This is a genomic window from Nonomuraea sp. NPDC048901, assembly GCF_040649695.1.
Lineage (GTDB): Bacteria > Actinomycetota > Actinomycetes > Streptosporangiales > Streptosporangiaceae > Nonomuraea.
On sequence record NZ_JBEZFW010000003.1, the window covers coordinates 401251 to 428210 of the forward strand.

The 26960-nt window shown below is 69.1% G+C and carries 24 protein-coding genes; 9 read left to right on the forward strand and 15 right to left on the reverse strand.

Features of this window, described 5'->3' with window-relative positions; genetic code table 11:
- Positions 1-17 precede the first annotated feature (17 nt).
- The 6 genes from AB0C30_RS11360 (at position 18) to AB0C30_RS11385 (ending at position 5554) form a co-directional block, all read left to right on the forward strand.
- Positions 18-1169, forward strand: a complete 1152-nt coding sequence (locus tag AB0C30_RS11360) for an oxidoreductase (protein ID WP_357942154.1) — start codon at positions 18-20, stop codon at positions 1167-1169.
- 212 nt (positions 1170-1381) lie between these two features.
- On the forward strand, positions 1382-2476 hold the full coding sequence (locus AB0C30_RS11365) for an NmrA family NAD(P)-binding protein (RefSeq protein WP_357942156.1): 1095 nt from the start codon (positions 1382-1384) through the stop codon (positions 2474-2476).
- A 686-nt stretch (positions 2477-3162) separates the two neighbouring features.
- Complete coding sequence (locus AB0C30_RS11370; RefSeq protein ID WP_357942158.1) at positions 3163-3378, forward strand: SDR family NAD(P)-dependent oxidoreductase; 216 nt, start codon at positions 3163-3165, stop codon at positions 3376-3378.
- Positions 3341-3463 (forward strand): hypothetical protein, encoded by a 123-nt coding sequence (locus AB0C30_RS11375; protein WP_357943122.1) that lies wholly within the window; start codon positions 3341-3343, stop codon positions 3461-3463. The genes AB0C30_RS11370 and AB0C30_RS11375 overlap by 38 nt, the downstream gene beginning before the upstream one ends.
- A 30-nt stretch (positions 3464-3493) precedes the next feature.
- On the forward strand, positions 3494-4528 hold the full coding sequence (locus AB0C30_RS11380; protein ID WP_357942160.1) for an alpha/beta hydrolase: 1035 nt from the start codon (positions 3494-3496) through the stop codon (positions 4526-4528).
- Between the two features lie 51 nt (positions 4529-4579).
- Positions 4580-5554, forward strand: a complete 975-nt coding sequence (locus AB0C30_RS11385; RefSeq protein ID WP_357942162.1) for an NmrA family NAD(P)-binding protein — start codon at positions 4580-4582, stop codon at positions 5552-5554.
- 45 nt (positions 5555-5599) lie between these two features.
- Here the strand turns inward: AB0C30_RS11385 and AB0C30_RS11390 are convergent, their stop codons facing one another.
- From AB0C30_RS11390 to mycP, 9 genes are all read right to left on the reverse strand, one after another.
- On the reverse strand, positions 5600-6871 hold the full coding sequence (locus AB0C30_RS11390; RefSeq protein ID WP_357942163.1) for an aldehyde dehydrogenase family protein: 1272 nt from the start codon (positions 6869-6871) through the stop codon (positions 5600-5602).
- A 139-nt stretch (positions 6872-7010) separates the two neighbouring features.
- On the reverse strand, positions 7011-7442 hold the full coding sequence (locus AB0C30_RS11395; protein ID WP_357942166.1) for a hypothetical protein: 432 nt from the start codon (positions 7440-7442) through the stop codon (positions 7011-7013).
- Positions 7442-8200, reverse strand: coding sequence for a hypothetical protein (locus tag AB0C30_RS11400; protein ID WP_357942168.1), 759 nt, complete (start codon positions 8198-8200; stop codon positions 7442-7444). The genes AB0C30_RS11395 and AB0C30_RS11400 overlap by 1 nt, the downstream gene beginning before the upstream one ends.
- 38 nt (positions 8201-8238) lie before the next feature.
- Positions 8239-8565, reverse strand: a complete 327-nt coding sequence (locus AB0C30_RS11405; RefSeq protein ID WP_357942170.1) for a hypothetical protein — start codon at positions 8563-8565, stop codon at positions 8239-8241.
- 3 nt (positions 8566-8568) lie between these two features.
- Positions 8569-9915 (reverse strand): hypothetical protein, encoded by a 1347-nt coding sequence (locus AB0C30_RS11410; RefSeq protein WP_357942172.1) that lies wholly within the window; start codon positions 9913-9915, stop codon positions 8569-8571.
- An 8-nt stretch (positions 9916-9923) separates the two neighbouring features.
- Positions 9924-10313, reverse strand: a complete 390-nt coding sequence (locus tag AB0C30_RS11415; RefSeq protein ID WP_357942174.1) for a hypothetical protein — start codon at positions 10311-10313, stop codon at positions 9924-9926.
- Positions 10314-10321: 8 nt separating this feature from the next.
- The gene (locus AB0C30_RS11420; protein WP_357942176.1) at positions 10322-10621 is read right to left on the reverse strand and encodes a WXG100 family type VII secretion target; all 300 of its coding nucleotides are present in this window, start codon (positions 10619-10621) and stop codon (positions 10322-10324) included.
- Positions 10622-10649: 28 nt separating this feature from the next.
- The gene (locus tag AB0C30_RS11425) at positions 10650-10976 is read right to left on the reverse strand and encodes a WXG100 family type VII secretion target (protein ID WP_357942178.1); all 327 of its coding nucleotides are present in this window, start codon (positions 10974-10976) and stop codon (positions 10650-10652) included.
- A 96-nt stretch (positions 10977-11072) separates the two neighbouring features.
- Positions 11073-12209: a type VII secretion-associated serine protease mycosin gene (mycP, locus tag AB0C30_RS11430; protein ID WP_357942180.1), complete on the reverse strand. Its 1137-nt coding sequence runs from the start codon at positions 12207-12209 to the stop codon at positions 11073-11075.
- A gap of 127 nt (positions 12210-12336) precedes the next feature.
- Here mycP and AB0C30_RS11435 point away from each other — a divergent pair, with 127 nt between their 5' ends.
- The 3 genes from AB0C30_RS11435 to AB0C30_RS11445 all read left to right on the forward strand — a co-directional run bounded on the left by AB0C30_RS11435 (position 12337) and on the right by AB0C30_RS11445 (position 16203).
- Positions 12337-12960 carry a hypothetical protein gene (locus AB0C30_RS11435; protein WP_357942182.1) on the forward strand — a complete coding sequence of 208 codons (624 nt, stop codon included), beginning with the start codon at positions 12337-12339 and terminating at the stop codon, positions 12958-12960.
- Entirely contained in the window at positions 12957-14174 is a 1218-nt protein-coding gene (locus tag AB0C30_RS11440) for a hypothetical protein (protein WP_357942184.1), read from the forward strand. The genes AB0C30_RS11435 and AB0C30_RS11440 overlap by 4 nt, the downstream gene beginning before the upstream one ends.
- A 118-nt stretch (positions 14175-14292) precedes the next feature.
- Entirely contained in the window at positions 14293-16203 is a 1911-nt protein-coding gene (locus AB0C30_RS11445) for a protein kinase (RefSeq protein ID WP_357942186.1), read from the forward strand.
- Positions 16204-16213: 10 nt separating this feature from the next.
- Here AB0C30_RS11445 and AB0C30_RS11450 read toward each other — a convergent pair whose 3' ends face one another.
- The 6 genes from AB0C30_RS11450 to AB0C30_RS11475 all read right to left on the reverse strand — a co-directional run bounded on the left by AB0C30_RS11450 (position 16214) and on the right by AB0C30_RS11475 (position 26662).
- Complete coding sequence (locus tag AB0C30_RS11450; protein WP_357942188.1) at positions 16214-17674, reverse strand: hypothetical protein; 1461 nt, start codon at positions 17672-17674, stop codon at positions 16214-16216.
- A 57-nt stretch (positions 17675-17731) separates the two neighbouring features.
- A complete protein-coding gene (locus tag AB0C30_RS11455) occupies positions 17732-18673 on the reverse strand; it encodes a DUF5996 family protein (protein WP_357942190.1) in 942 nt (313 codons plus the stop codon).
- A gap of 186 nt (positions 18674-18859) precedes the next feature.
- Complete coding sequence (locus AB0C30_RS11460) at positions 18860-19036, reverse strand: hypothetical protein (protein WP_357942192.1); 177 nt, start codon at positions 19034-19036, stop codon at positions 18860-18862.
- 189 nt (positions 19037-19225) lie between these two features.
- The gene (locus AB0C30_RS11465) at positions 19226-20155 is read right to left on the reverse strand and encodes a hypothetical protein (protein WP_357942194.1); all 930 of its coding nucleotides are present in this window, start codon (positions 20153-20155) and stop codon (positions 19226-19228) included.
- Between the two features lie 136 nt (positions 20156-20291).
- Positions 20292-21551, reverse strand: a complete 1260-nt coding sequence (locus AB0C30_RS11470) for a hypothetical protein (protein WP_357942196.1) — start codon at positions 21549-21551, stop codon at positions 20292-20294.
- A gap of 62 nt (positions 21552-21613) precedes the next feature.
- Positions 21614-26662, reverse strand: coding sequence for a fibronectin type III domain-containing protein (locus AB0C30_RS11475; protein ID WP_357942198.1), 5049 nt, complete (start codon positions 26660-26662; stop codon positions 21614-21616).
- Between the last annotated feature and the right edge of the window lie 298 nt (positions 26663-26960).

Consider the following 26960-nt stretch of genomic DNA (forward strand, 5'->3'; position numbering starts at 1 on the left):
GAGCTAGGGAGTCCAGAATGGCGACAAATCAGCCGGTCGCACTCGTGACGGGTGCGTCATCCGGCATCGGAAAAGCGGCTGCCCGCGCGCTGGTCGAAGCGGGTTTCCGCGTGGTCGGCACAAGCCGCGACACCTCACGCGTCGCCTCGCTCGACGGTGTGACCTTCCTCGACCTCGACGTGGCCAGTGACACATCGGCCACCGTCGCGGTCCAGCAGGTGATCGAGCGGTTCGGGCGGATTGACGTGCTGGTCAACAACGCTGGCATGGGCGCCATCGGTGCCGTTGAGGAAAGCTCCGTCGCGCAGGTCCAGGACCTGTTCAACGTCAACGTCTTCGGTGTGATGCGCATGACCAAGGCTGTCCTGCCCCATATGCGCGCTCAAGGACGCGGGCGCATCATCAACCTCTCCTCCGTGGTCGGCTTCCTCCCCTCGCCTTACATGGCCGCCTACGCCGCCTCCAAGCACGCGATCGAGGGCTACTCCGAGTCCCTGGACCACGAGGTCCGCGAGTACGGCGTCCGGGCGCTTCTGGTCGAACCCGCCTACACCAGCACCGGATTCGAGGCCAACAGTCCGCGGCCCGACACGCCCCTGCAAGGTCTACGCGGACCAGCGGCGCGCCTTCGACCGCATGATGGAGACAGCGATCAAGGACGGCGACGACCCCGCCATCGTCGCCAAGGTGATCGTCGAGGCAGCGACCGACCCGAAGCCGAAGCTGCGCTACACCGCCGGCTCCCTGGCAGGACGAGCCAGCACACTGCGCCGCATCGCTCCTGCCCGAGTCTTCGACAAGCAGATCCGCAAGCTCAACCAGCTGGCCGGCTGACGCCTGCCCGCCATAAGCTCCTGCAGGCAGGCAGGCAGGCAGGCAGGCAGGCAGGCAGGCAGGCAGGCAGGCAGGCAGTCGGCCCGGCTAGCCGAGCGTTGCCTGGGCCGTGCACCAGAACCTGCCCAGCCTCATCGCGGCCCGCGCGCTACCCCGAGGTTAAGGCCCCCATTCACCTCCTCTACGGGGACAAGGACTGGTCCCGGCGGTCGGACCGGGAAGCCAACAAGGAACTGCTGCATGCGGCCGATTTCACGCAGGTGCCGGGAGCCAGCCACTTCATCGCACTCGAGAAGCCGGAGGTCGTAGCCGACCTGCTGGCCTCGGTGGCTTGAGCTATCAGCCAGAGCAGCGCTGGGAAGGCGCTGGTGGAGGCCCCTGCGAGGGTGGAGTCGCCAAGGTCTGCGCGACCGCCCGCGACCCACGGGTCATCGGCGCAGCGTCGCCGGTGCCGTTGATCGCCAAGCTGATGCAGAGATCCGTCTCGAACACGCCGCGCTCATCGCGTACTGATCGTGTGCGTACTTAACCTCTGGAGTCAAAGGCCATGTCTTCTCACACCACCTCTACCATCTTCATCATCGGCGGCACAGGGGCTCAAGGGATGCCCATCGTCCGCGCTCTTGTCGCCGACAAGAAGTACTCCGTTCGAGTCCTCACCCGCGATTCCACCTCCCCCCGAGCCCAGGCCCTCCTCGCGCTCGGCAACGTCTCCTTCCTCGAAGGGTCATTCGCCGACGAAGACGTGCTGCGAGAAGGATTTCGCGGCTGTGACGGGGCATTCATCAACATCGACGGGTTCAACACCGGTGAGAAAACCGAGACCTACTGGGCCATCCGCAGTTACGAGATAGCGATTGAAGAAGGAATCAAGTTCTTCGTCTACGGAAACCTCGACTACGTCCTTAAGAAGTCCGGCTACGACTCCAGGTTCCGCACCGGCCACTATGATGGCAAAGGCCGCATGGCTGAATGGGTGCTGTTTCAAAACGAAAAGAACAGGGACAGGATGGGAGCGGCGGTCTTCACGTCAGGTCCCTACATGGACATGGTGATCTCACCGCTCACGCCCATGACACCCTCCGTCGAGAACGGTGTCGTCACATGGCGAGTCCCTCTCGGCAAGGGAGCCGTTCCCCACGTGGATCTCGAAGATTGCGGATTCTACGTTCGCTGGCTCTTCGACCATCCAGAGCGGGCGAATGGCATGGACCTCGAAGTCGCCGTCGAACATATGACCTATGCCGAGATGGCTGCGGCATTCGAGAAGGTCACCGGGCATCCAGCACAGTACATCGACACTGATCTGGACACATATTGGAGAGGACCGCTGAAGGCGGTTGCCGATCTCCCTGCCGGATACAACGCCGATCCCAACGACAAGGCCACCATGAGCTTCAGGGACAATTTCACGGGCTTCTGGAATGTATGGAAGCACGGAATCGTCTCCAGGGATTATGCGCTGCTCGACGAAATTCATCCCAACAGGATCCGAAGTGCTGAGGAGTGGTTCAGGCGAGAAGACCAGGTGGGACAAGCCCTCGGCAAGGGAAGTCTCTGGGAGAGGGTCCAACCGGAGAACTGGCGCAGCGACTCTCCTGTCCTTAAGAGCAGTGCGGATTTGAGGACGGGCAAGTTGTAAACGGGTAAGCGGCAATACGAACCCGATCTCGCCCGAACTCGTCGCACGGGCCGCCTTCGGCTTCCGCGATGCGGGCAGCCAACGCGTTCGGCTCGGCCTTCGCCACCCCCGCGACCCGCCGCCTTGCGGGACCGGCACCTGCTCCACGTCCTGAGCCTCCGGTTGCACCTGCACGACGCCTCGTCGGGCAAATGCGTTAACCCACTGGACGAGCGCCACGACGCCGCGCCCGCTCAGTCGCCCCGGCCGCCAGGTCGGCGCGGATGCGGATGAGCGCGGCCGTGATATCGCGAGGACACCACAGGTAGACCACGACCCATCGTGCATCCGGCGCCGAGTTGACCACGGCTTTGACCGCCTCCGGCCGGCCGACATGCAGCACCGGCACGAACCTCGCGCGCAGCTGGCCTCGTTGCCAGAGCTGTTGCTCGCGCGTGCTGTGGTAGCTGCGACGCCCTCGACTTCACCCGAATGGAGTCCCACCGGGTCCGCCGGAATTATGAATGATCGGTTGCCGCGGTGCGCGTCCTCGCTCATGCACTTGGTGAGCGCCTCCTCGCTCGGCTGACCTCCATGGTTCAGTTTTGAAACGCGCGTGGTGATGGTTTGGCGCAGCCGGTTTGCCATGGAGAAACCGATCGGTTTACGGTGGAGGAAACCGATCGGTTTCTCGCGTGGAGGCAGTCGTGACAGCACTCAAGGGCACCAACGTCCTCGTCACCGGAGGCGGCCGCGGTATCGGCAAGGCGCTGGTCGAGGAGCTCTACGCGCGCGGTGCCAGAAAGGTCTACGCCACGGCACGTGACCCGCGCACGGTGACCCACCCCCGTCGACGCGCCCAAGGCCGACCCTCGCGACGTCCCTGTGGCCGCGCTCGACGGCATCGAGGCGGGAGCGCATGAGGTGCTGGCCGACGACATCACCCGCTGGGCCAAGTCGCAGCTGTCGGCTGACTTGGCAGCCCTGTACGCGCAGCTGAAGAAGTAGCACGCGCTCACCGATTTCAAGGAGGTCCTTGTGGAAAGTTCGCTCACCCACCGCTTCGTCGACGTGAACGGTGTCAGGCTGCACGTCGCCGAGCAGGGGCAGGGGCCGCTGGTCCTGCTGCTGCACGGCTGGCCGGAGAGCTGGTACTCCTGGCGTCACCAGTTCGGGGCGCTGGCAGCGGCCGGATACCGGGTCGTCGCCCCCGACCAGCGCGGCTATGCCCGCAGTGAGCAGCCGCCGGACGTCTCCTCCTACACCCTGCTCCACCTCGTCGGCGACGTGATCGCCCTGATCGAGGAACTCGGCGAGGAGCAGGCGGTCGTCGTGGGTCACGACTGGGGCGCACCCGTCGCCTGGACCACCGCGATGCTGCGCCCCGACAAGGTCCGCGCGGTGGCCGGGCTCAGTATTCCGCCGATTCTGCCCGGCGGGATGGTCCCGCCCTCGATCACCCGCACCCAGTACGGCGAGGGCTTCTACCAGGTCTACTTCCAGCAGCCGGGAGTCGCCGATGCGGAGTTCGCCAAGGACGTCCCGGACTCTTTCCGCCGCCTCCTGGTCGGCGCCTCAGGCGACAACCCGCTCGGCAGGGAGCCCCGCCCGCTGGTCGTACCCGAGGGTCTGGGCCTGCTGGACACCATGCCGGAGTCGCCCACTCTGCCGGCCTGGCTGACGGAAGAGGACATCCAGGCGTACGCCGAGGACTTCGCCCTGCACGGCGAGCAGGCCTTCACCGGAGCCTTCAACTGGTACCGCAACATCGAACGCAACAACGAACTGCTCGCGCCTTTCCACGGGCGTGGGATCGACGTCCCCGCGCTGTACGTGGTGGGAGACCGCGACATGGTCACCTCACTGCGCGGCCCGGACGGGAGCAGCTCGCTGAGCGATCTTCTGCGCGGCCAGGGCGGGCCGGGCAACCCGCTCAGCGCCCTCGCGCCCCAACTGCACGGCCCGGTGGTGCTGCCGGGATGTGGCCACTGGACGCAGCAGGAGCGCCCCGCGGAGGTCAACGCCGCACTCCTTGACTTCCTCGCCCGCATCGACGGCTCGCCGCCCCGATGACATCGCTGAACTGCTGACCCAACCCAACCCAACCCGACAAAGGACACACCGATGCCAGAACGCAATCCCATCCTGATCACCGGTGCCGCCGGTCATATCGGTGGTGTGAGTCGAACGATGGTCGAGATGCTGCTTGACCAAGGGCACCCGGTGCGCGCGTTCGTGCGACAGGACGACGAACGCGCGCACGCGCTGCGCCAGGCCGGGGCCGAGATCTTCGTCGGAGACCTGCTCAACATCGCCGACGTGACCGCCGCGCTGAAAGGCTGCCGACGCATCTACTTCAGCATGAGCCTGTCGCCGTACTACACCGACGCCGTCACCTTGATGGCCGCGGCGGCGCGGGCCCAGGGCGACATCGAGGCCTTCGTCAACATTTCCGAGTTCGAGCAGTCGTTCATGACGTTCGACAAAATGACCGCACCGGAGGAAGAGCGGCTGGCCTGGCTCGGCGGACTCGTCGCGGACTGGTCGCCGCAGCAACGGGCCCACTGGATCGCCGAGCGGGTGCTGCAGTGGTCCGGCCTGCCGACTGTCAACATCCGGGGGGCCATGTTCGTCGAGAACCCCCTGATGACCTGGCTGGCGCTGGAGCCGCTGAGCAAGGGCGAACTGCGCCTGCCCTTCGGCCACCACCGGCTCGCGCCCGTCGCGGGTTACGACGTGGCGGAGGTATGCGCGAAGATCCTGGCCGACCCGGCACCGCACATCTCCAAGTCCTACGAGCTCAACGGTCCGGAACGGAAGGACATGCATGGGTTCGCGGAGGACTTCGCGGCCGTGCTGGGACGCCCGGTCACCTACATTCCCGAAGATGTCGAAACCTGGAACGAGACCTACGTGGACACCGCCCTGGCCGAGTATCCGCACACCGCGGAGCACATGAAGACCCTGACCCGGCTGATCGGCGGTGGGGGGTACCGCGGCGTCACCGACCAGCTGGAGACCCTGCTCGGGCGCCCGCCGAAGACTGTGCGGTGGGCGTTGGAGATCCATCCGCGCATCCGGGAAATGGCGACTGCCTGAGCCGCTGAGCGCCCCGGAGAAGATTGGCAGGGACGGACGGTCCGGTCAGGACGTGAGCCGGCCGCTCGGCACGATCATGTACTGCCGTAGGTACAGGTCGCGGAAGCTCACCGGGCCGCGTGGGCCGGGTACCCGGTCGATGTTGATTCCGGTCTCTGGCAGCCGCAGCAGTTTGAAGCCGTCGAGGAGCCGCGTGGTGGAGTTCCAGAAGACGCCGGAGCCGGTGTAGGCGTCGATGAACTGCGCGGCGGCGGCCGGGTCCTCGGTCGCGATGGCGGCGGCCAGTCCGGATGTCTCTTCGTTGGCGATTCGAGCCGCGTGCAGTGGGCCGTCGACGGCGTCGACTGTCACGGTGGCCGCACGGTTGGAGTCGAGCGACCACTCATACCCACGCGGGTGGGTGTGCGGGGGCAGCGAGGCGGTCACGCCCAGGCGGTCCAGGGCCTCAAGAATGCCGGGTAGCCGCTCGTCGTACACGCACTGGTCGATGAGCAGCAGATTGAGCCGGTTGCACACGCCCAGCCGGTCCAGGCTGTCGGTGATCAGCTGGTGCACGACCTTGTCGTCGGCGGCCGGATGCACGTACAGGACCCCGCCGCCGTCGGCGTGGGCGAGGGTACGGACGCCGTGGCGGGCCGCGTGGCGGCCGAGGTCGCGGGTGCTGTCGCCGCTGCCGCGCAGGATGACCAGTGGAATGAGCTGGGGCAGGGACACCAGCGAGTACGCCGCCGAGCGGTCTTCGCTCGGTATCAGCTGGATGGCGTCCCGATCGAGGCCGGCCTCGCCGAGGGCCGGTGCGATCACCTGGTCCACGAGGGCCCGGGACGAGCGCAGCGCGGCCGAACCAGTGCGCAACACGCCCGCGTTGCGTGACTTGAGGAACTGGGAGGCGATGTCGAGGGTGACGTTCGGACGTGCCTCGAAGTTCGCGCCGATGACGCCGACCGGCCGGCGACGTTCCAGCAGGGTAAGGCCATCCGCGCGCTCTTCGAGGACCTGGTCGCGAGGCTCGTGCGCCACATCCGCCAGCGTGCGCAGTTCGGCGGCCATGCTCTCCAACCGTGGGCCGGTCAACCGCAGCCGGTCCTGCAGGGCCGGCGACATCCCAGCGGACACGGCTGCCGCGAGGTCTTCTTCGTTGGCGGTCGTGAGGATGTCCCGCGCCGCCCGCAACCGTTCCGCCATGGCACGCAGCGCGGTGTCGATGGCCGCATCCGTCGCCTTGTGGAGGGACGCGCAGCTCTGCTCGGCCCGGATCGCGCAGGCACGCACCTCATCTTCGACAGAGCGGATCTGACGGTGCTCGTTGCTGGTCAAGGGCGTCCTTCCGTCGACCGGGCGCATGGCAAGATGTAAGGGGATTGTAGCATCGTTCAACAATCCCCATGAAAATGGTCTCATTCGCTGTGCAGCCAGCCGCTCCACCACCTCACGGGCCACGGTCTTTAGTGATCTTCTAGGAACCGTCCACGCGTCGGTGGATGCGGGTCAGCTCGGCCATCGCGTTCTCCATGACCCTGTCGTACGTGTCCTGCGCGTTCTGCAGGCGCAGCTCGGCCGGGTTGCCCTCCTCGGTGAGGTCCGGCGGGGCCGCGCCCCACCGTTCGGCCATGAGCGCGTTCGACTTCTCCTGCAGGTCGGCCAGCGATGCGCCGATCAGCTCCAGGATCGTGGTGGCGAGCCTGTCCGAGCCCCAGCGGAGCGCGCGCGGGTTGATGTCCAGCGCGGTGACGCCCTGGGTGGAGCACTCCACGGTCACCAGCTTCTCCGCGTCCTGGGCGAACCCCTGCACGGCCAGGACCTGCTCGTACAGCTCCGCGAACCCGTCCAGGGGGCGCTGGGTGTCGGCGATCATGCGGTCGATGGCCGCTTCGTCGAAAGCCGGCATCACACTTCCTTCGTCGGATTCGGCTGGTTGCCCTGCGTCGGGTTCGGCTGGTTGCGCTGGTTCGGGTTCGGTTGGTTGCCCTTCGGGAGGGTCGTCTCGCTGAGGTCGTCGGCCGCTGCCGAATTGGCGACCATCCCGCCGCCTATCGCCGCCGCGCCGCCGAAGACCAGCTTCTTGACCGGCGACACCTCGGCGAACCGGCCGGCGATCTTGCCGGCCAGGCTCTCCGATCCCCTGAGGAACGTCTGCAGCTTCAAGACGCCCTGACCGGCCTGCTGGTCGGCCCGGCGGCCGAACATCGTCGCCGCCACCTCCGCGGCGGGCCGTACATAGGGGTTGATCCGCCCGAGCTGGTAGATCGTCCCCGCCAGGAGGATGGCGGCGCCCACGTCGAACATCAGGTTTCCGGCGAAGTCGAGCGCGTCGGCCGAGGTGCGCATGGAGTCCGCCGTGGCCTGCGGCAGGTCGGCCTTGTCGGCGACCTCGTCGCTGTGCGTGTCGACCGTCTGCTGGAACAGCTCGGCGCTCGTCGCCATCCAGTGCACGTCCTTGACGGACTCCTGGATCAGCTGGGGGTGCTCGCGTAGCCCCGCCGACAGCTCCTCCCACTGTTGCGCGGCCCGCCGCAGCTCGGGGGTGTCGGCGGCGGTGAGGGCGATGATCAGTCCGGCGTACTTCGCGCGGCCGCCGCCCAGCAGCGCCGAGCCCAGCTGGGCCATGCCCGCGCCGGCGATGACGGACTGCGGTTGTGTCGGCATGTGTCCTCGTTCTCAGACTTGCTCTCGGACGGTGACTCTCAGACGGCCGTGACGCGGGTGGCCGCGCCGTCGCCCTGGACGGCGGTGTTGGCCGTGTCGAACGCCTTCGACTCCATCTGGGCCAGCTCGTGCCTGGTCGCCGACACGTACTGGTGGGCAGCCAGCTTGACCTGGTCGACCGCGTCCGCCAGCGACGAGCCGAAGAAGCCGAACAGGCCGTAAGCGCCGGAGTGGACGTTGAGCCCCGCCACGACGCGGGTCATGTCGTTGAGGCGCTGCATGGGCTTGCCGGCGATGTTGCGGCCGACCTCACGGACGGAGTCGGCGTTCATCTCCATGCGCTTGAGGTCGCTGTCGGATGTCATGGATTAGTCCACCACCGGTTGGCCGGGATCGTACGCGGGACGGAACAGGCCCGGCTCATCAGGGGGCGGCGGGGCCGTCCGGTGCGCGACCGGCGCACCCTCGTACCCGGCCGGGCCGCCGCCCATCGGCATGAACGGCATGCCACCGGTACCGGCGGCCGCCCCTGTGGGGCCGCCGGACGATGTGGGATTCGTGGCGGGCCACGTCCCGTCCACGACCGGCACGACGCCGGGGCGTACGGACGGGCCGGTCTCGCGCGGGAGGCCGCCGAGTGGGCTGCGGGCCTGGTCGGCGATGGGGCTGCTCTGGTCAAGGACGGAGCGCATGGGGCCGGACCGGTACGGGTCGCCGGTCCGCGCGCCGTCGGTCCGCTCGGAGTAGGTCCGCAGGTTGTCGGTTCGCGGGTCACCGGTCCGCGTCGGGTCGGTCCGCGTGGGGTCGGTCCGCGCGGTGTCGGTCTGCGCGGTGTCGGGCCGGGCGCCGGTCAAGGAGCGTGTCGGCTCGGACGTGGTCGGGTTGGTCCCGATCAGCGCGGGGCCGGTCGTCGGCGGGTACCCGGTGAGCTGGGCCACGGAGGGCGTTCCGCTCGTTGACGTGATCAGCCCGGGGACCTGGCCCGGCGTGGTCCCGAGGGTCGGGGGAGTGGCGGTTCCAGGGACCGCCGCAGCGAGCGGCGCGGTCTGCGGCGCCGCCGAGATAGGTGACGCCGTCGGATCCACACTGGCCAGCCGGGCGACCGGGCGCGTGGACTCCAAGTCGATCCCGCCACCGGTCGGAGTGCTGTCGCGCACAACTGGAGGCAGGTACGGCGCGCTGGAGGCCAGGTCGGCGTCCCACGGTAGCCGCTCGGGCAGGATCCCGTGCGCGTCCCTCAAGCGGCCGTTCAGATCCGCGAGGAAGCGCCGGGCGTCGGCGTCGGGGTCGTTGCTCAATTCCCGGGAGATGTACGACCCGGTGTCCACCGTGGCGTACTGCTCCCGGGTGGCCGGCTCGAACTGCTCCTTCGCCGCGGCCAGCTCACGGCTGGCCTGCTGGACGGATGACGGGATGTCGCCGATCTGGCTCCGCAGCGTGCCGAGATACGACTGCACCCGCGCCATCCGCCCGAGCATGGCCCGCGCCGACTCGCCGCCCCAGTTTCCATCGGCGACGAGACGTGAGGCGTATTGGGACAACTCCTTGATCGTCTGGTCAAGGAGTGTGCCGGCCGATTGGTAGGCGTCCGCGACACCGCCGAACTCCTCCGGCCGGGTGTTCATGATCAACCGCCGGATCGAGTCGCGCCCGCCGTAGCTCTCGGGCGCGCCGGCCGGCAGCGCGCCCTCCTTGATCGGCTTCGGTTCTCCCACGCGGCCCTCTATCCGGCAGATCCGGCAGATCCGGCAGATCCGGTACGGCGAGCGGTGTCGCCGGCCCGCTGGTCGGCGTCCCTGACGGTGTTCGCGGTGGCGACCAGATCCTCGACGACCCTGCTGACCAGCTCGGTCACGAACCCCATCGTGTCCACCGTGGCCATGCGCGCCCGTTGCATGGTCTCGGCGTACCCTCGTGCCACATCCCAGTCGCCGACGGCCGTGAACGACAGGTCGGGCACCCGGTGCCCGGCCGACTCGAGCCGGGGCAGCAGATCCCTCGACATCGCCCCGGCGACGTCCAGCAGCGCGTCCGGCCGGCACATCGCCTGGTCACCGGCCGCCGCCGGGTCGATGACCAGCTCGGCGGGTATCCCGTTGTCGCCTTCAGCCATCGTTCGGCTCAGGTGCCCCAGCGCCGGACGTTGGCCTGCTCGGCGTCGCGCATGATCTCGGTCGCGTCGTGCAAAGCCGGGCCGAAGCGCTGCATGGTGTCACCCATCGTCACCACGGCCTCGTTCCACTCGCGCTTGGCCTCCAGGTAGACGCCCTTCGCGGAGCCGTCCCAGGTCTCCAGGATCTTCAGGTCGTTCTCGAGGTCGGTCAGCTCGCCGACGAGATTGGCGTACGCCCGGCCGAGCTCGGCCGCGATCTCTTCCATCTCGTCGAAATTGGCGAGGATGATGTCTCCGCCACCGGTCATTGAGATCCTTCCCTGACGTCGATCCCGCTCATCGGACGGCACCGCCGTTGAGCGCGGCCATGAGGTTCTTCGTGACGGCCTGGGTGGAGGTGCTGGCCTCCTCGTACTCGATCCCCGAGCCCTTGAGGTTCTCGGCGATCTGGTGGAGGGCGTCGATGACCTTCTTGAACTGCGGGTTCCACTCGTTGAGAACCTGCGTGTAGACGGTCGCCGACTCGCCCTTCCACGAGCCGCCGAGCTGCTCGGGGATTTGGAGCAGTCTGTTGTGGATCTGCGTGATGTGCTCGTGCGCGGTCAGCGCGCGAGCGGCCGCGTCGTGCTGACTGCCCTGCTGATAAGTGGTCGGCTGCGCCACGGTTCACCTCCCGGTATCGAACATGGGACAACGCGAGCACCATAAGCCGGTGCGCGGGAGGGCCGATCTGACTTCAACATTCCTGGAAATGTTGGATCACCCGGCGCGCCAGCCCCGCCGCCTGGCCTTGGGAAGCATGATCGCCACGAAGATCACCAGCCCCGTCACCGCGACCGTGCCTCCCGCGATGCCCACGGCCAGCCCGCGCGTACGCGGGTCGGGGGCGGCGGCCTTGGCCACGACGACCGGCACCCCGCCGCCCGCCTTCTCCACCGAGTCGGGCAGTACGGCGGTGACGGCGAGCAGCGGGTTGACCAGGCCCGCGCCGGTCCCGGTGGCGCCGCCGCCCTCGGCCGTCAGCTCCACCCGGCGCTTGACCTGCCACAGGTCGAGCTCCGGATGCCGGGCCCTGACCAGCGCCACGACCCCCGACACGTACGGCGCGGCGAAGCTGGTGCCGTCGAGGTCCGTACGGTAGCCGCCGCCCGTCCACGTACTGGTGATCCCGGAGCCGGGGGCGGTGACGGAGACCCTGGTGGTGCCGTTGGAGAACGCCGACTTCGTGCCGTCGGGGGAGGCCGCGCCCACCGCGATCACGCCGGGGTAGTCGGCCGGGTAGGACGGCGTCACCTCGCCGTCCTCACGCTTCACGTTGCCGGCCGCCGCGACGATCACCACGTCCCTGCTCTGCGCGTACGCGACGGCCGACTTGAGCTCCGGCTGGTCGTGCGCCTCCACGGACACGTTGATGACCTTCGCGCCGAGCTCGGCGGCCCGCCTGATGCCCCGGGCCAGCAGTGACACCTCACCGTCCGGCGTCTCGGTCTGCTTGATCGACAGGATCCGCGCGCCCGGCGCGACCCCGAGGAACGGTACGCCGCGCGAGGTGAGGTCCCGGCCCGCGATGATGCCCGCCACGGCCGTACCGTGGCCCACGCAGTCGCGCTGATCCGTACCCGTCAGGTCCTCGGAGGTCGTGACCGCCCCGGCGAGCTGCGGGTGCCGCGCGTCCACGCCGCTGTCGACGACCGCGACGGTGACGCCCTCGCCTCGGGTCAGCCGCCACACCCGCTGGAAGCGCAGCCGCTCCTGCGGCCAGGGCTTGCCACTGACGTCCTGGACCCCGGCCTCGGGGTTGCAGGAGGGAGCCATCCCGTCCGCCTGCGCGGAGGTAATGGGCGTGATGGCGAGCAGCAGGGCGAGGGCGGTGGTGCCGGCCCAGGAAATGGCCATGTAAGGGGATTTTGCCGGTCTTGAGCGGCAAGCCGGATTCCGTTCCAAATTCTTTGAAGTGAAACGCCGGCGCGCCCGGTACGGGATACAGAGGGGAGGGGCGCAGACCGATATCCGGGAGAGATTCATGCCGACACCTGACGACGGCGGCGAGCGGGACGACACCAGGGACGGCCTCGGCCTCCCGAGAGACCAGCGCAACGGCGTCGAGTCGGGCGAGGACGGGCGCGTCTACGAGGTACAGCTGGACCCGCGCAACACCGAGGAAGAGTACACCGACTACCTGCAGACTTACGGGCACGGAGGGTACCCGCCGACCGCCCGGCCACGGGTCTCCGAGGCGACGCGCGATGAGTTGGTGACCAAATACCACGTCGATCCGGGCGGGGCGAAGAAGGAGATGTTCATCAAGATCGCCGACTTCGTGGACCCGGAGACCGGCAAGCCGCGTCCCGACTCGCCCGTCGAGAAGCTCCGCGCCGACCTCGACCGGCTCAGGGGGCTGGGCGGCACGCCGAGCCTGGAGGTTCTCGTCAGCCGCTCCACGCTGACCGAGCGCGACCTGGGCACCTGGCAGGCGGCCACCGACCTGAGACTCACCACCGACAAGGCGCAGACCAGTCTGAAGAGCGCCGTCACCCAGCTCTGCTCGGTCTACGAGGCCATCCTGGAGACGCTCGACCAGACCGTGAAGGCGGCCATGGACGCCGACCAGGCCGTGGCCCAAGGCCTGCGCGGGACGGCGACATGACCGCTTACACCCTGTACCAGCTCAAGGACGGCACCCGTCCGCTGCCCGATGACATCGCCACGAGCAAGGGCGACAGCGAGAACAGCCAGGGCATCGTCGACCTCATCCGCAACCACACCGACCCGCGGAAGATCGAGGACGCCGGCCACAACTACGCGACCTTGGCCGCGAGCTGCGAGGAGTCGATGCGGAACCTGCAGACGGAGGCGCAGCGCATCGCCGCCTCCCTCGGCGGGGAGCCACTGGAGGGCGTCTTCAAGAAGATCGGCGAGCTCCAGAAGGATCTCGCCGCGGTGAACTACAGCGCTCAGACTGTCGCCAACCCGCTCATCTGGTACGGCCGTGATGTGCTGCCCTTCTTCCGGGACAACGTCCCCCAGGTCGGCAGCGCGGGCTGGGACGACGATCTGCGTGACAGCGTGTTCGGCACCGACGGCAACGCTCACGCCCTGGCCCGGCACCACCTGCGACAACTCAACAGGTTCATGGGAGTGGTCTACGACCGGATCGCCCCCGAACTGGAGCAGCGCGCGGCTCCGCCCCCCGGCGCGGGTGTCACTCCCGTGGAACTGCCGAAGATGGACGGCCTGGGCGGCAACGGCCGACTCGGTGGTGGCGGTGTCTCCGATCCGTACACGGGCCTCGGCAGCCCGTACTCCAGCCTGTCCGGCCTGCCCGACCCCACGTCGTCCGGTGTCGGGGACCCGTCCGGCCTGACCGACCCGAACCAGCGCCCGACCGATCCCGGCACAAACCTCCCGGACCCCAACGGCGCCCAGAACCCGAACCTCCCCGGCCTCGACCAGGCTGGAGTGAAGACCCCCGACCTGCAGAGTCCCCAGACCCCGGACCTGAAGAATCCCGGCGACCTCAAGACCCCCGGCCTGCCCGACACCAAGGCGAACCTGGCCGGCTTCCCGGACACCATGTCGCCCGACCTGGCCCACAGGGTGAACACGGGCCTACCCTCCACCGGCCCGCTCACCCCCTCGGGGACCGGCACCGCCACGACGGCCGCGCAGGGCGCGGGTGGCCTGACGGCCGGCGGGGCCGCGCGGGGCGGGACCGGCGGCATGCCGATGGGCATGTACCCGCCGGGCATGGGAGGTGGCGGCCAAGGCCAGGAGCAGGACCGCGAGCGGACCCGGTTCCCGATGATCGAGGACGAGGCGTTCGAGACCGACGACCTGGGCGGTCCCGCAGTGATCGCATGACGGCGACGGATAGGGCCGGTGGCTGCTGCCTCCGGGAAGCGGTGACGCCGGATCGGGGAAGTGAACGCGTGACGGCGAGGAAGAGGGCCGGTGGCTGTCGGGTCCGGGAAGTGAACGCGTGACGGTGACGGAGAAGGTCCGTGGTTACCGGCTCCAGGAGCGGGCCGGGCAGGACGGGCCGTGGAGCGCGTACCTCGCGACGGCCGACCGCGACGGCGCCTCGGTGCTGCTGCGGTCGCTGGCCTGCCGCCGCGTGGACAAGCGCCGGCTCAAGCCGCTGCTGCGCGGATTCCGCTTCCCGGACGCACTCGCCGCCCATCCGAACGTGATCCCGGTACTCGACATCGGCACCACCGCCGACGGCCGCCCGTACCTGGTGACCGAGCTGCACGGAGGCTGCACGCTGGCCGAACGGCCCGGCCGGACCCTGCCCGCGCCGCCGGGCGAGGCGCTGCGCGTCGCGCGCGCGGTGGCCGCCGCGCTCGCGGCCACTCACGGGGCGGGCGGGGTGCACGGCGACGTACGGCCGGAGAACGTGGTCCTGCCCGAGCACGGCGAGCCCAGATTGACCGGGTTCGGCATGAGCGGGCTGATGTCACTGGCCGAACTGCCCGACGGGACGTCCGTGTCCGTCCACAGCCCGCCCGAGCTGCTTGAGGGCCGCTCGGCCAGTCCGGCGTCGGACGTGTACTCGCTCGGGTCGATGCTGTACGAGCTGCTTGCCGGGCGGCCCGCGTTCGCCCTGGACGGGCCGGACACCTCGGCCCGGTTCGTCTTCGGCGTGCTGAGCGAGGAGCCGCCGCCCCTGGCGTCTCCCGGCTTGCCGCCCGACCTCGTGTCCGCCGTCAATCAGGCGATGGCCAAGTCCCCCGAGTCCCGCCCTACGGCCGCCGACCTCGCCACCCGCTTCGCCCACGCCGCCCTGGACCAGTCGGTTCCACCCACCGCCCACCAAGCGGCCCCATCCACGTACAAACTGGTCGCTCCGAGCTCCCGCCTGACGCCATCGCAGACCGGGCCCGCGCCCGCGCCGAGGCCCTCGCAGACCGGCCCCGGCTTGCCGCCCACCCCCGTCGGACCCGCGCCGGAGCCTTCGCAGACCGGGCCCGGCTTGCCACCCGCTTCTGTCGGACCTGCGCCCGTGCCGGGACCATCGCAGACCGGGCCGGGCGACTTGCCACTCGGCTCGCCGTTCCTGTCGGTGCCACCAGTGCAACCAGCGCCAGCGGTGGCCGGTGAGACGTCGGTGCCGCGGGCTCTCGTCTGGACCGTCGACCCCGACCGCTCGGCGTCACTTCCCCGACCGCCCCGCCCGCTCTATCCGTCCTCCCACCAGCCGGGTACGGCGCAGCCACAGGCCCAGGCGGAGCCGAGGCGCAGGAGCAAGAAAGTCCCCCTGTTCATCGCCGGCACCTCCGGCCTGGCCGTGCTGATCGGCGCGGCCAGCGTCGCCGCCGCCATGAACGGCCGCCCGTCGACCCCACCGCGGATCACCCTGGAGCCCCAGTCCGCCACGACCAGAGGCACCGACCCGGGGACCGGAGGCACCGACCCCACGACGACCGCCAAGCCACCCGACTCGGCTGCCCGGACCCCACCACCCAGTGCCCTGCCCTCTACCGAGCCTTCTACCGGGCCGTCCATCGCCCGTCCCGCCAAGACCCTGGACGCGGCGGCGATGAGCGCACAGCGGCCCAAGGACCTGAGACTGGTGACCGACAACGGCACGACCGTGACGCTGTCCTGGAAGCAGCAGCGCAAAAGTGACTTCCCCATGGTGCTACAGCAGTCTCCCGGTGATCGCGTGCTGTCGATGGGGAGCGGCAGCACCACGTTCACGGTCGGCGGCCTGGACGCGGCCACGGGCTACTGCTTCAAGGTCGGCACGGTGGTCAGGCTCGGCCAGCCGTCGTCCGTCGCCTGGTCACCGTCCCTGTGCATCCGAGGCGCGGTGGAAACCGACCCAGGCGGCCGGGACGAGCAGGTCCAGCCGCCCATCGTCCTCCCACTGGCCACCCCACCCACCTGAAAGCCGCTGATCACGGAGTGGCGGTCGGCTCGCCGCCGGCTTGCTCACGCGCGAGGAGTCCGCCGAGGGCGGCGGCGATGACGGGCAGCCCGACCACCACGGCCGCGATCGCCGGCCACGGAGTTTCGAAGGGCACCCGTACCGGATCATCCCATGAGCCCGACGCGGTGAAAGGCCATAGCAGCAACATCCCGATGGGGCACCCGGCGACCGCGCCCAGCACCGTTCCGCACAGCGTGCTCAGCCCCGCACGGGAAGCGGCGAACCACCGGAAAGTCGCGGCCGATCCGTCACCGGCCCGCCTCAGCACCCGACCCGCTCGCGAACTCGTGTCCTTGCCGTCCCCGGCGGCCCACGCACCGCAGAGAGCGATGAGGAGCGTCGCCGCGGCGACGACCAGCCAGGTGGTCGAAGCCTGGAATCCCCGCTCGACATAGGTTTCCGCGATGTCGCCCAGCCGGCTGTCGAGCCGCGCCTGTTCGCCCGCCGAGATGCGATGGAGGGAGGGATCGACGATCAGCTCGTCCGGCTTCAGCTGATAGCCGAGGTCCCGGACGACCTTCGCCGGGACGAAGATCGTCTCCATGTGAGGGTCGAGGGTTCTGGCGACGGTCGCCGGAGTGGTCTTGCTCGTCGGCGGGCCGTCGCTCCCGGTCACGTTGTAGTCGATCTCGACCGAGTCGACCTTCACGTCGGCGGTCGTGACCACCACGGCCTTGCCCTCGTCGTACGGCGTCGACTGGTCGCCCGTGAGATACCGCAGCAGTGCCTCGTCGCCGATGACTCCGTTCGGGTAGACGGACTCTTCCGGCAGGTCGACGTTCTCGGCATTCGCCGCGAAGTGTCGGTATTCACGCGGACTCTCACTCTGGGCGATGGGAACTCCGGGTAACTCCCGCTGGATCGCCGTACGTACGGGACCGGCCTGCTCCGCCGAGAAGAGCCGCACCAGGAGGGTGCCGGGCCGGGCGCTGGGGGAGTAGGCGGCCCTGTCCTGCGCCGTCATGCCGACCGCGACGATCGTGAGCGCGATGCCGAAGCTGGTCGCCATCATCGTCACCGTGATCGCGGGAGCCGTAGTCGGGCGACGACCGGCCAGGTCGCGGGCCGCCAGGCGAACGAGCAGCGGCAGCCGTTTCGTGTACCGACCGAGGATTTCCAGCAGCCACGAGGCTAGCGGGCCGAAACCTAAGAGGAGCAGACCTCCGCCTATGAGGGTCAGCAGACTGAGCCCGATCAAGACGGCGCCGCCGTAGCGCGTGTCCGCACGCGCCGACCACGCGCCGAATGCCATCATCCAGACGCCGACGAACGACAGGAACAATCCCCCGACCACATAGCGGCGGCGTACGCGTACGTGGCGATTCCGTGGGGCGGACTGCGCCGCGATCGTCACAGATGCGCAGGCGAACACCGCGGGAATGGCCATGGCCACGCCGATTCTCAGGAGTATCGAAAGGTCGAAGATCATGGCCGGATAGTAGTGAGCTTCAGCTGGCGCCGTACGGGATCGAAATACAGTGCGCGGTCACGTTCCAGCGCTCAGCACCGGATCGGTGACCCCGCCGGGGCAGGCGAGCTGGGCGATGTCCCAACCGGCGCGCCGGGCTCCCGCCTGGTAAGCGCTGTCGTAGAAGGCGAGGACGGCGGCGCGCGGATCGGCCTCGGCCAGGGCGTCGGCGTGGCGCAGCACGGCCAGATGGCTGCCTCGCTGCTCGATCCACCGCGCTGCCGCGGGCTCCAATGGTTCGTTGTCCAGGCCTTTGGGCTCGGGCGCGGTGTAGGAGTAGAAGGCCGGGTCCGGGAAGGCGTCGTCACCGAACCAGAAGCCGGAGCTGATCACCTCCCGCGAGTACGCTTCCCGCGTCACCGGGTCGGCTCCGGGCGGCTGGTCGATCACGCGGTCGGAGAAGCGGGTGCAGGCGATGTCGAAGGTGTGCCAGAAGTGGTGCACCGGGCTGATCTTGCCCGAGAAGCCCGCGGCGAACTCCTCCAGCAGGAGGTTCACCTGGCTGAGGACCTGCCAGTAGCGGGTGACCTCGGCCGGATCGTAGTGCGCGTGCTCGGTGTCGTCGGCGAACGGCCGGTCGGAGTCGGGCAGGTCGAACGGCCGTGGTAGGGGTATGTCCACTCGCACGTCCAGGGCCGTCAGTGCCCGCATGGTTTGGTGGTAGAAGGACGACACCGACTGGCCGGGGAGCGAGAACGACACCTCCCGGCCGTCCACCGTGCTGAGGAGCAGCTGGTGGCCGACGAAGTCGAAGTCGATCGTGAAGATCGGGTTACCGTCGGCCTGTCCCATCGGACGAGTGGTGATCCCTCGCCCGGTGACGTGGAACGGCGCGTTCCACCAGTGGTTGCGCCGGGCCGCCGAGGCGAGCCGGATCTTGCCCACTACCTGGCAGAACCGGTGCAGCGTCGCCTTGGTGTCCCGCCACTCGGCCGACGGCACGGCGGTGTACAACTCCATGACCCCATCGTTCCCACACGTTCGCAGCGCTATCCATGCGCCGGCTGGAGCCCGGCTTGGCCATCGGAGGTCGAGCGCCCTGCTCCACCCGATCTGCGTCGCCGACTTCGGCTGATACTCACTCGCCTTCACTTAGTCGCTCAATACCTCCCTTCCATGGCAGTTCATCCTCGAAGTCGCAGGCTGCTACGGCCTTGTGTCCTGACGTCCATAGCGCGCTGATAACTTCTGCCAGCTCGTCAAGTCCATGGTGTGACGGTCGAATTCACCGCCGAGCAGCTCGACCAGCAATGCCTTCACCGCCACCTCGGGCGCTGTTGTGAAGACCTTGCAGTAGCGATAATTATTCTCTTCCGGCATCATGGGATTTTGACGAACGGCGGGTTGTCGAACGAGTCGCCTATGCGGATAATCGACACGTCCACCTCCATTCCGAGCATCGCTTCCAGTTTTCAGCGCAGGGAACTCAGCCCCGCTTCCAGCGAGATCGCTACCTGAAGGGCATTGGCCTGCCGAGTCCCGCCTGGATTAGCCTGCGCGGAGATCAGGCACTCACCGGACCGGATGTGTCGCGTCGGTTCGCGGGACCCAGCCGGCGAAGACGCCCTCGGGGCTGTGCGTCGAAAGCGCCTCCGCGATCGAGCGGTGCAAGGCGGCGGCGTCAGGCAGCCTGAGGTGGTGCTCGTCCGACTGGTCGTAGAAGGACAGGTCGAGCCGCGCCGACGGGTATCTGGTGATTCCGCCCACGACCGCCGCTTCGCCCTTGTACGACAGGGTGACCGAGCGGAGCCTTGGCCAGGGATGCTCGTTGATGTGCCGCTCGGTGATGGTCAGCACGCCCATAGCCCTAGCCTGGATGTTTAGCCGGATATATCCGGTTATGCCGATGATCACCACCAGCACCACGCCGACCATGAAGGCGATGTAGTCCGGGGCATTCGTCCCCCGGCCCTCGGGCAGCGTCGCGCCGATGACGCCGACCACGAGCAGCATGAGCACGGTGACGACCATCATCAGGCAGCCGAACATACCCCTGCTTCGGCGAAGCGCGGCGGAACGCAGGTCGAAGGCGATTCCGTCAGGCGGCTGGCGGACCGTCCGCACCGCGACCGTGGACAGGCTCCACTTCTTGACGTCCCCGCGGCTGAGCAGCACCCCGCTGGCGATCCCGCACAATGCGGCCGCGAGCCCGACCAGCTGCGACGGGTACACCTCGCCGTCGGCGATCCCGACGGCCACGGCGGCGGCGATCATGATCGGGCAGATCGCGAAGAGCGCCTTGCGCATCAGCCCGATCGCCATCGGGCCGCCCAGCCAGATCCGGGCAAGCCAGAAATACCAGACCGCGCTCCAGAACACTCCCACGAAGATCTCGAAGGGGGTGGCGTCGTTCCGCCAGACGAGCACGATGCCACCGATGAGGCCGGGCCAGAGAACGGCGAGCAGGCCGACGGCCGACTTGTGGGCGAGAGGGCGCTGCATGCGCGGAATCCTAGCCTTCCGGCACCTGGAACCTCGACGACACCGCCTGTGCCCACCTGCCGCCCCGCCACCGTCACGCCGCCACCAGGCAGCCCAGGAGACCTCCGGCGGCTCGGGGCGCGCGCCTTGAGCGCGATTACAGCGGAGAGGCGCTGTGGTACATGCGGTACTTGAAGTAGCCGTCCCAAGGTGGCGCCGTGTTCGCCGGTCCGGGTTCGGTGGCGAAGTACACGTCGACCCCCGAGTAGTCCAGCGGGCGCTGATAGGCCAGACCGCCATAAACGTCCCGCACCAGGCCAGAATTGTGGTTCCACCGGTAGCCCGTCTGGGCGCTGGTGATCTGACCGACGACCGTCCAGGCGCCACCGCCCGTCCAGACGCTCGATCCGGCGATTCGGTCGACTTCGACGTTCGCCTGTACTTCGTTGCCGTCGAGCTGCCCGGTGTCGCGGGAGACGACGAACGAGTCCCGCTCGGGGTCGTAGGCCCAGGACGCGTTGTGCAGGAATCGTCCGGAGCCGGGCAGGAACGGTTCCGGCGTCAGACCGGCCGTGGTGATGAACGACCTCGTGCCGAGTACCGGCGCGTTGGCGTTGCCCAGGTTGAGTGTGCGTACGGCGGTGCCCCGGGCGGTCCCGTCGCAGGACGGCTCCGGCACGTCCAGCGCGGCGCAGTCCAGCCCGCTGTAGAACAGCAGGAGATTCCCCCGCTGATCGACACTGGTCACGCTCGGCTGGCCGACACCGTACCCGGCCGCGTTGTAGTCGGGTTCGGTGATGTCGATGAGCGGGGAGGCGACGATGGTCCACGGCCCCAGCGGAGAGGTGGCGAGGGCAACGCCGACCACGTTGAACCGGCCGTCCGCGCCATGGTCGTCATTGTCGGCGGCGGTGAAGAACATCGCCCACGTGTAGGTCTTCTCGCCGCTCTGGGGCGTCGTGTAGGTGAAGCTGCCCTTGACGACGTCCGGGTCACAGATGTGGTACGCCGCCCAGCTCGGCGTGGCAGGCTGGTAGTGCGGGTCGGCCGGTTGAAGGCGGGGCCGCAGCGCTACCTGGGTGGCACCCCACGTGTACGACCCGTTCGGCTGCCGGGTGCCGACGTTGAACAGGACGTGATCGTGAGTGGCCTGGAGCGCGTTGCCGCTGCTCGATGAGTACTCGACCGTGTTGGCGCAGTAATAGATGATCCTCTGGGCGTCGGAGGTCTGCGCGATGGACGGCGCGTACTGGTAGTAACCAGCGCCGTCATAGCGGGACGAACCTGGATATATCCCCCCAGGTAGGGGCACGCCTGAGGACTCGGCGGAAGGCGTCCAGGCGTAGGCCGGCAGCAGGGTGATCAAGGATGCGACAAGGGTGAGGAGGGCGGCTGTCGAAACGCGGCGGACGAGCATCAGGTGGTCCTTCCTCGCGGCGAGGTGGGCAAAATGAGCAGGCGGCGACACTGGCGCACTGGTCAGTACCGCCACGCGTACACGCCGTCGTAGTCCGGGCTCTCCGAGGTCCACACCAGCAGGCCGCCGTCGTCGTCGAGCTGCGGCCGGATGTACGGGTAGGAGCTGACGCCGGGGATCGTGACGGTCGGCCCGCCCGCGCCCCGGTCGTAGATCTTGTACCGGGTACGGCTGCTGCCGTCCACGTCGTAGTGCTCGGTGTAGACGACGACGCGGCCGTTCCTGTTGATCGCCTGCGGATCGACGTTCGACTTGCTGGAGATCAGGATGTCGCCCGCCACGATGCGGCCGGCGTTGACGGGCTTGATGACCAGTCCCTGGCCGCTGGTGGTCTCGGTGCCCCAGGCGTAGAAGGCGGCGATGGTGCTGCCGTCGCCGGACAGCATCGCCTGCAGGAAGTGGTCGTCCTCGGTGGCGTTGGGGTGCAGGTCCACGGTGGTGCCGCTGTTGGCGTTGTAGACCTGAAGGGTGCCGACGAAGGCGGTCAGGCTCACTCCGTACCAGACCAGGACGCCGTCCCGCGTCATGCCGAAGTAGTTGTTGGTGTGGCAGCCCGGTTTCGCGACGCAGACCGTGTCCACCCTGGTCAGCGGCTGGCCGACGACGCCGCGGTAGATGGTGGCCTCACGCGGCGGCGGAGCGTCGGTGGTCAGGCCGACGCGGACGGCGATGACCGTGCCGTCCTCGCTGAGGCGCAGCGACATCGTGTCGAAGTCCTCGTAGGCCACGCCCGGGTCCTCCACCCAGACCTGCCCGGTCCTGAGGTTCCTGATGATGATCGCCGGAGAGGTGAAGGGGGCGTTCCTGTCACCGATGTAGGCGACGATCGAGCCGTCTCGGTTGGTGGCCATGCCCGTGCCCGGCACGGTGATGGGGATGTAGCTGGGGGTACGGCCGTCGCCGCCGCGCGAGACGAGGATGATCTCGCCGGTCTGGAGGTCCTTGCGTACCAGGTAGATGGCGTTGCCGTTGGGCTCGTACACCTCGTTCGGCGCGAGGTTGCTGCCGGAGCGTACCGCGAAGAACACGTAGCGGCCGTCGGCCGACAGCTTGGAACCCCAGCTCCCGGCGAAGTTCATGGTGTCGGGATTGCCGTCGGCGTCCACGGCCACGTTGACGGGCGCGCCGAAGCCGATCATCGCGCGGGTGGGCATGACCGCGGTGGGCTGGGAGGCTTCGCCGTATCCGCGGAAGTTGTGGGCGTAGACCCAGATGGTGTACATGACTCCAGGCTTGAGCTGGTCCACCACCACCTGCGTTTCCTTGGTGTAGCGGGTGCCGCTCGGCGGGTCGGTGACGACGGCGTAGCCGTCAACGGGCGGGGAGCCCGGCACGGGCGCGGGGGCCGTCCACGAGACCGTGGCCTGCAGCGGGCCGGGCCGGGCCACCGCGTTCTGCGGCGGTCCTGGCAGGCAGTCGCAAATGGTGATCTCCGCCTCGGCGTACTGGGGCGGGCGGGTGCCGTTGGCGGGACTGTACGCCTGGATCGTGGCATGACCGTACGAGGGAGAGGTGTACGTGCCGTTCTGGTCGATGGTGCCAGGACCGGTGATGACGCTCCACTCGACGGCGGTGATCTCGGGAATGCCGGTGACCTTGAAATCGAAGTCGTACGCGGTGTTTGGCCCGCCCTCGACGTGCGCAGGGTCGATCTCGATGCCGGTGAACGGGCCCGAGTGCCAGGCCGAGTACCACCAGTTGACCAGGTCGTCCTTCCTGATCGACAGGGCCTTGCCGAACAGGCTCCTGGTCTTCATGAAGCCGCCGAGCGTCAGCCCGACGCGTAACTCCAGCCACGGGTTCTGGGTGGTGTCGGCGATGACCTGGACGTAGGGGGCGAAGCTGGCGCCGGGACCCGCGGCGCCGTAGATGTACATGACCTCCTCGAACGGGAAGCTGATCTTTGCGCCCGCGTCGCCGTACGCGATCAGCTCGGCGTGGTTCTGCCGCCCCGGAATGTCGATCTTGTCCATGCTGAGGTCGCCGCCCTGGAGGGTGACCGTGGCGCCGACCTCCCGGCTGTAACCGGCCTGGAAGGCGATGCCGAGCGAGCCGTCGATCTCGAACTGCACGTAGACCTCGAACTCCGGGCAGATCAGCACGGGCAGCGGGCCGAGCTGGAGGTCGATGCAGGGCGTGCGCATGCGTCCGATCAGCCACTTCTTCTGCCACCCGGCCATCGCGCCGATCTTGCCGACCGTGTTCAGCGCGACGTTGACGCTGGCGCCGAAGTGATCGAGCTCCAATGCCCCGCCCTTGAGGTGGATCTTGCCGTGGCCGTGCGGGGCCAGCGTCATCCACATCTCCAGCTTCCTGCCGACGTCGTCGTGCCCGGCCGGGCCGGCCTTCGTGGCGACCTCCACCACGAGCGCGCCGTCGCGCAGGCCGATGCTGCCGGGGCCGCCCGCCGTGCCCACCGGCTTGCCGTCCTGGGTGGGCCGCGCGACCCGTACGCCTGGAGCGAGCGGCGTGAACTGGACGGCGGACGCGTCCGTCACCGTGTCGAAGGCCACGTCGCCGTCTCCCACGACGTCGGGGATGGCGGCCTCCTCGGTCATCACGCTGAGCATGGCTCCGCGGGTGGTCACGGCGGTGACCTTGCGGAACAGGCCGCGTGGCGTGTTCGCCGAGACCGGGGCGACGACGTACGCGCCGGCGGTCAGGTCGCTCACCTGCGCGGGCGGGGAGTCGAAGTCGAGCGTGCCGTCGGTGCCGACCGAGATCAGGCGGGCCAGCGAGGCGGCCGACAGCACGACAGGGGTGGCCTTGGCGCTCACCTCCGGCACGACCGCTTGGCTGGCCGCGCTTTCGGGGCCGGCGCCGTGCTGGTTGGCGGCCCGTACGGTGAAGGTGTACGCCGTCGCCACGTCGAGACCGGACAGGACCGCGCTCGTCGTCGTTACCGTGGCCGTCGCGCCGCCGGGGCTCGCCGTCACCGTGTATGAGGTGATGGGCGCGGTTCCGGTGTCCCTGGGCGCGTTCCACGTGACCTTGACCGAGCCGTCGGCGGTGGTCGAGGCGGTCACCCCGACGGGTGCGATCGGAGCCCGCCGCGCCGCCGGGGTGGCCGGGCCGGCGGTCTCGGCCTCACCCGTGCCCGCGGCGTTGCGGGCCGCGACGGTGAACGTGTACTCCGTCCCGTTCGTCAGCCCCGCGAACGTGGCGACCGTGGTCGCGGCAGGTGTGTCCAGCGTGAGCCCGCCGGGCTCGGCCGTCAGGTGGTACCCGCTGATCGCCGCGCCGCCGTCGGGCGGCTCCACCCACTGGAGCTCGACCTTCTGGTCCAGCGGGACCACCGAGAGGACGGGCGGCCGCAGCGGCGTCGTGGCGGGCGCGGGGGTGACGGGCTGTGAGGGCGCCGAGGGCCGGCCGCTGCCCGTGCCGTTCACCGCGGTGACCACGAACGTGTAGGCCGTCCCGTTCGTCAGCCCGCCGACCGTCGCCTGGGTCGCCTCGGCGGCGGCGTCCACGACGACGTTGCCCGGCGAGGCGGTGACGAGGTACTTCACGATGCCCGCCGTGCCGGTGTCCGGCGGGCTCCAGTCCACTTTCGCCGCCGCGTCACGCACGGTCACGGCGGTGATGAACGGCGTGCCGGGTGCGCGGGGGGCGGCTGGGGTGACCGGCTCGGAGGGCGCGGAGGCGGGCGAGGTGCCGGCCGCGTTCGCAGCCGTCACGGTGAACACGTACGCGCTGCCGTTGGTCAGCCCGCCCACGTGCGCGGAGGTCGTGGCGGAGGTGAGGCGGGCGCCGCCGGGCGAGACGGTCACCGTGTACGTGGAGATCGACGCGCCGCCGTCTGCCGGAGCCTGCCACGCGACGTCGGCGCCGCCGTCGGTGGCCGAGGCGGTCACGCCGGACGGCGCGGACGGCGCGGACGGCGACCGGTAGTAGTCGAAGGTGTCGACGGTCACGCTGACGCTCGCGGTGCCGGTGTTGAGGATCACGAACGTGCCGCCGGTGCCCACCTTGACCGGCACCAGGCTCGACCAGAAGTCGTTCGGCTGGTACGCGATCGAACCGCCGCCCGGGATGCTCGCCTGGCCCGCGGGGTACACGCGCAGCAGGCCGTTCACGGTGCCCTTGACGGTGATGTTCACCCCGACTGCGCTCACCCCAGTGGGCGGCACGCCGCCCTTGCCGAGCGGTGCCACCGTGTACGAGGCGCCCGCCGCCACTGTCACCGAGGCGAGAGTCCGCGACGGGGCGACGGGCACCAGGGACGAGGCGGCGACCGCGGCGGCGGGCGTCGCGAAGTAGCCCGCCACGTCGGCGTACACCGTCAGCGCGGCCGGCCCGTTGTTGTTGACGGCGATCTTGCCGTCCGTCCCGAGCGCGGCGATGACCAGGTTGGACTGGAAGTAGGAGGGCCGGTAGTCGATGTTCGACCCGGCGGGTGGCGTGCCGCCCGACGGGTAGGCGATCATCTTGCCCGACCCGGTGCTCTTCACCGCGAACGTCAGCGCCACGTACGCCACCCCGGACGCCGGCACTCCGCCCACCCCCGCCACCGCGAACGTGGCGGTCGAGTTGGCGGCGACGCTCTGGTTGCCGATGATCCGCGCGGTGTTCAACGGTACGTACCGCGCGCCGGGCGCCGCGGCGGCCACGGCGGTGACGTACCCGTGCACGTCGGCGTAGACGTTGACGGCGGCCGTCCCGGTGTTCTTGACCTTGAGCGCGCCGTCCGCGCCGAGCTTGACCGTCACGAGCTGGTCGTCCCACACGCCCGACCGGTAGCGGGTGCCGGTCACCGCGGGCGCGGCGGCCAGGTCCGACGGGAAGACGACGAGGCCGCCGGCGGCGCTCGCGCCCTTGGCCGCGAAGTTCACCGCGACGCTCGCGACGCCGCTGGCGGGCACCGCGCCGACGCCCGCCACGCTGACCGTCGTGGTGGCGCCGGCGGGGATCGACACGTTGCTCAGCACCCGCACCCGCACGCCGTAGAACTGGCCCGGCCCCGGCTGCGCCGACTCGGCCGAGGCCGGTGCCGCCCCCGTCGCCACGAGGACTCCGGAGAAGATCAGAGCGAGCGCCGTCAACCATCGCATGACCACACCGGCCTCCTGGGCTCGGGATCATTCCGCGTTGCGCGCCTGACGCTACCAACCGCCCTGAACTCGTTAAATACGACGAAAAGTAGAGATTTTTCGTCAACCAGCGGCGTACGACGGGGCGTCCGCCTACAACTTCGGCGGTAGCCGCCTCAGCCCTCGGGAGGGGCCCGGCCCGCGTGTACGAGGCGAGCGCGGCCGGCATTTCTTTCAACGACCGCAGTTGAGCAGGCCGAAAACGCAGCCGGTCGGCCTCGTCCTGATTACTCCCCGCTCGATCGCCAGCACGCCGTGG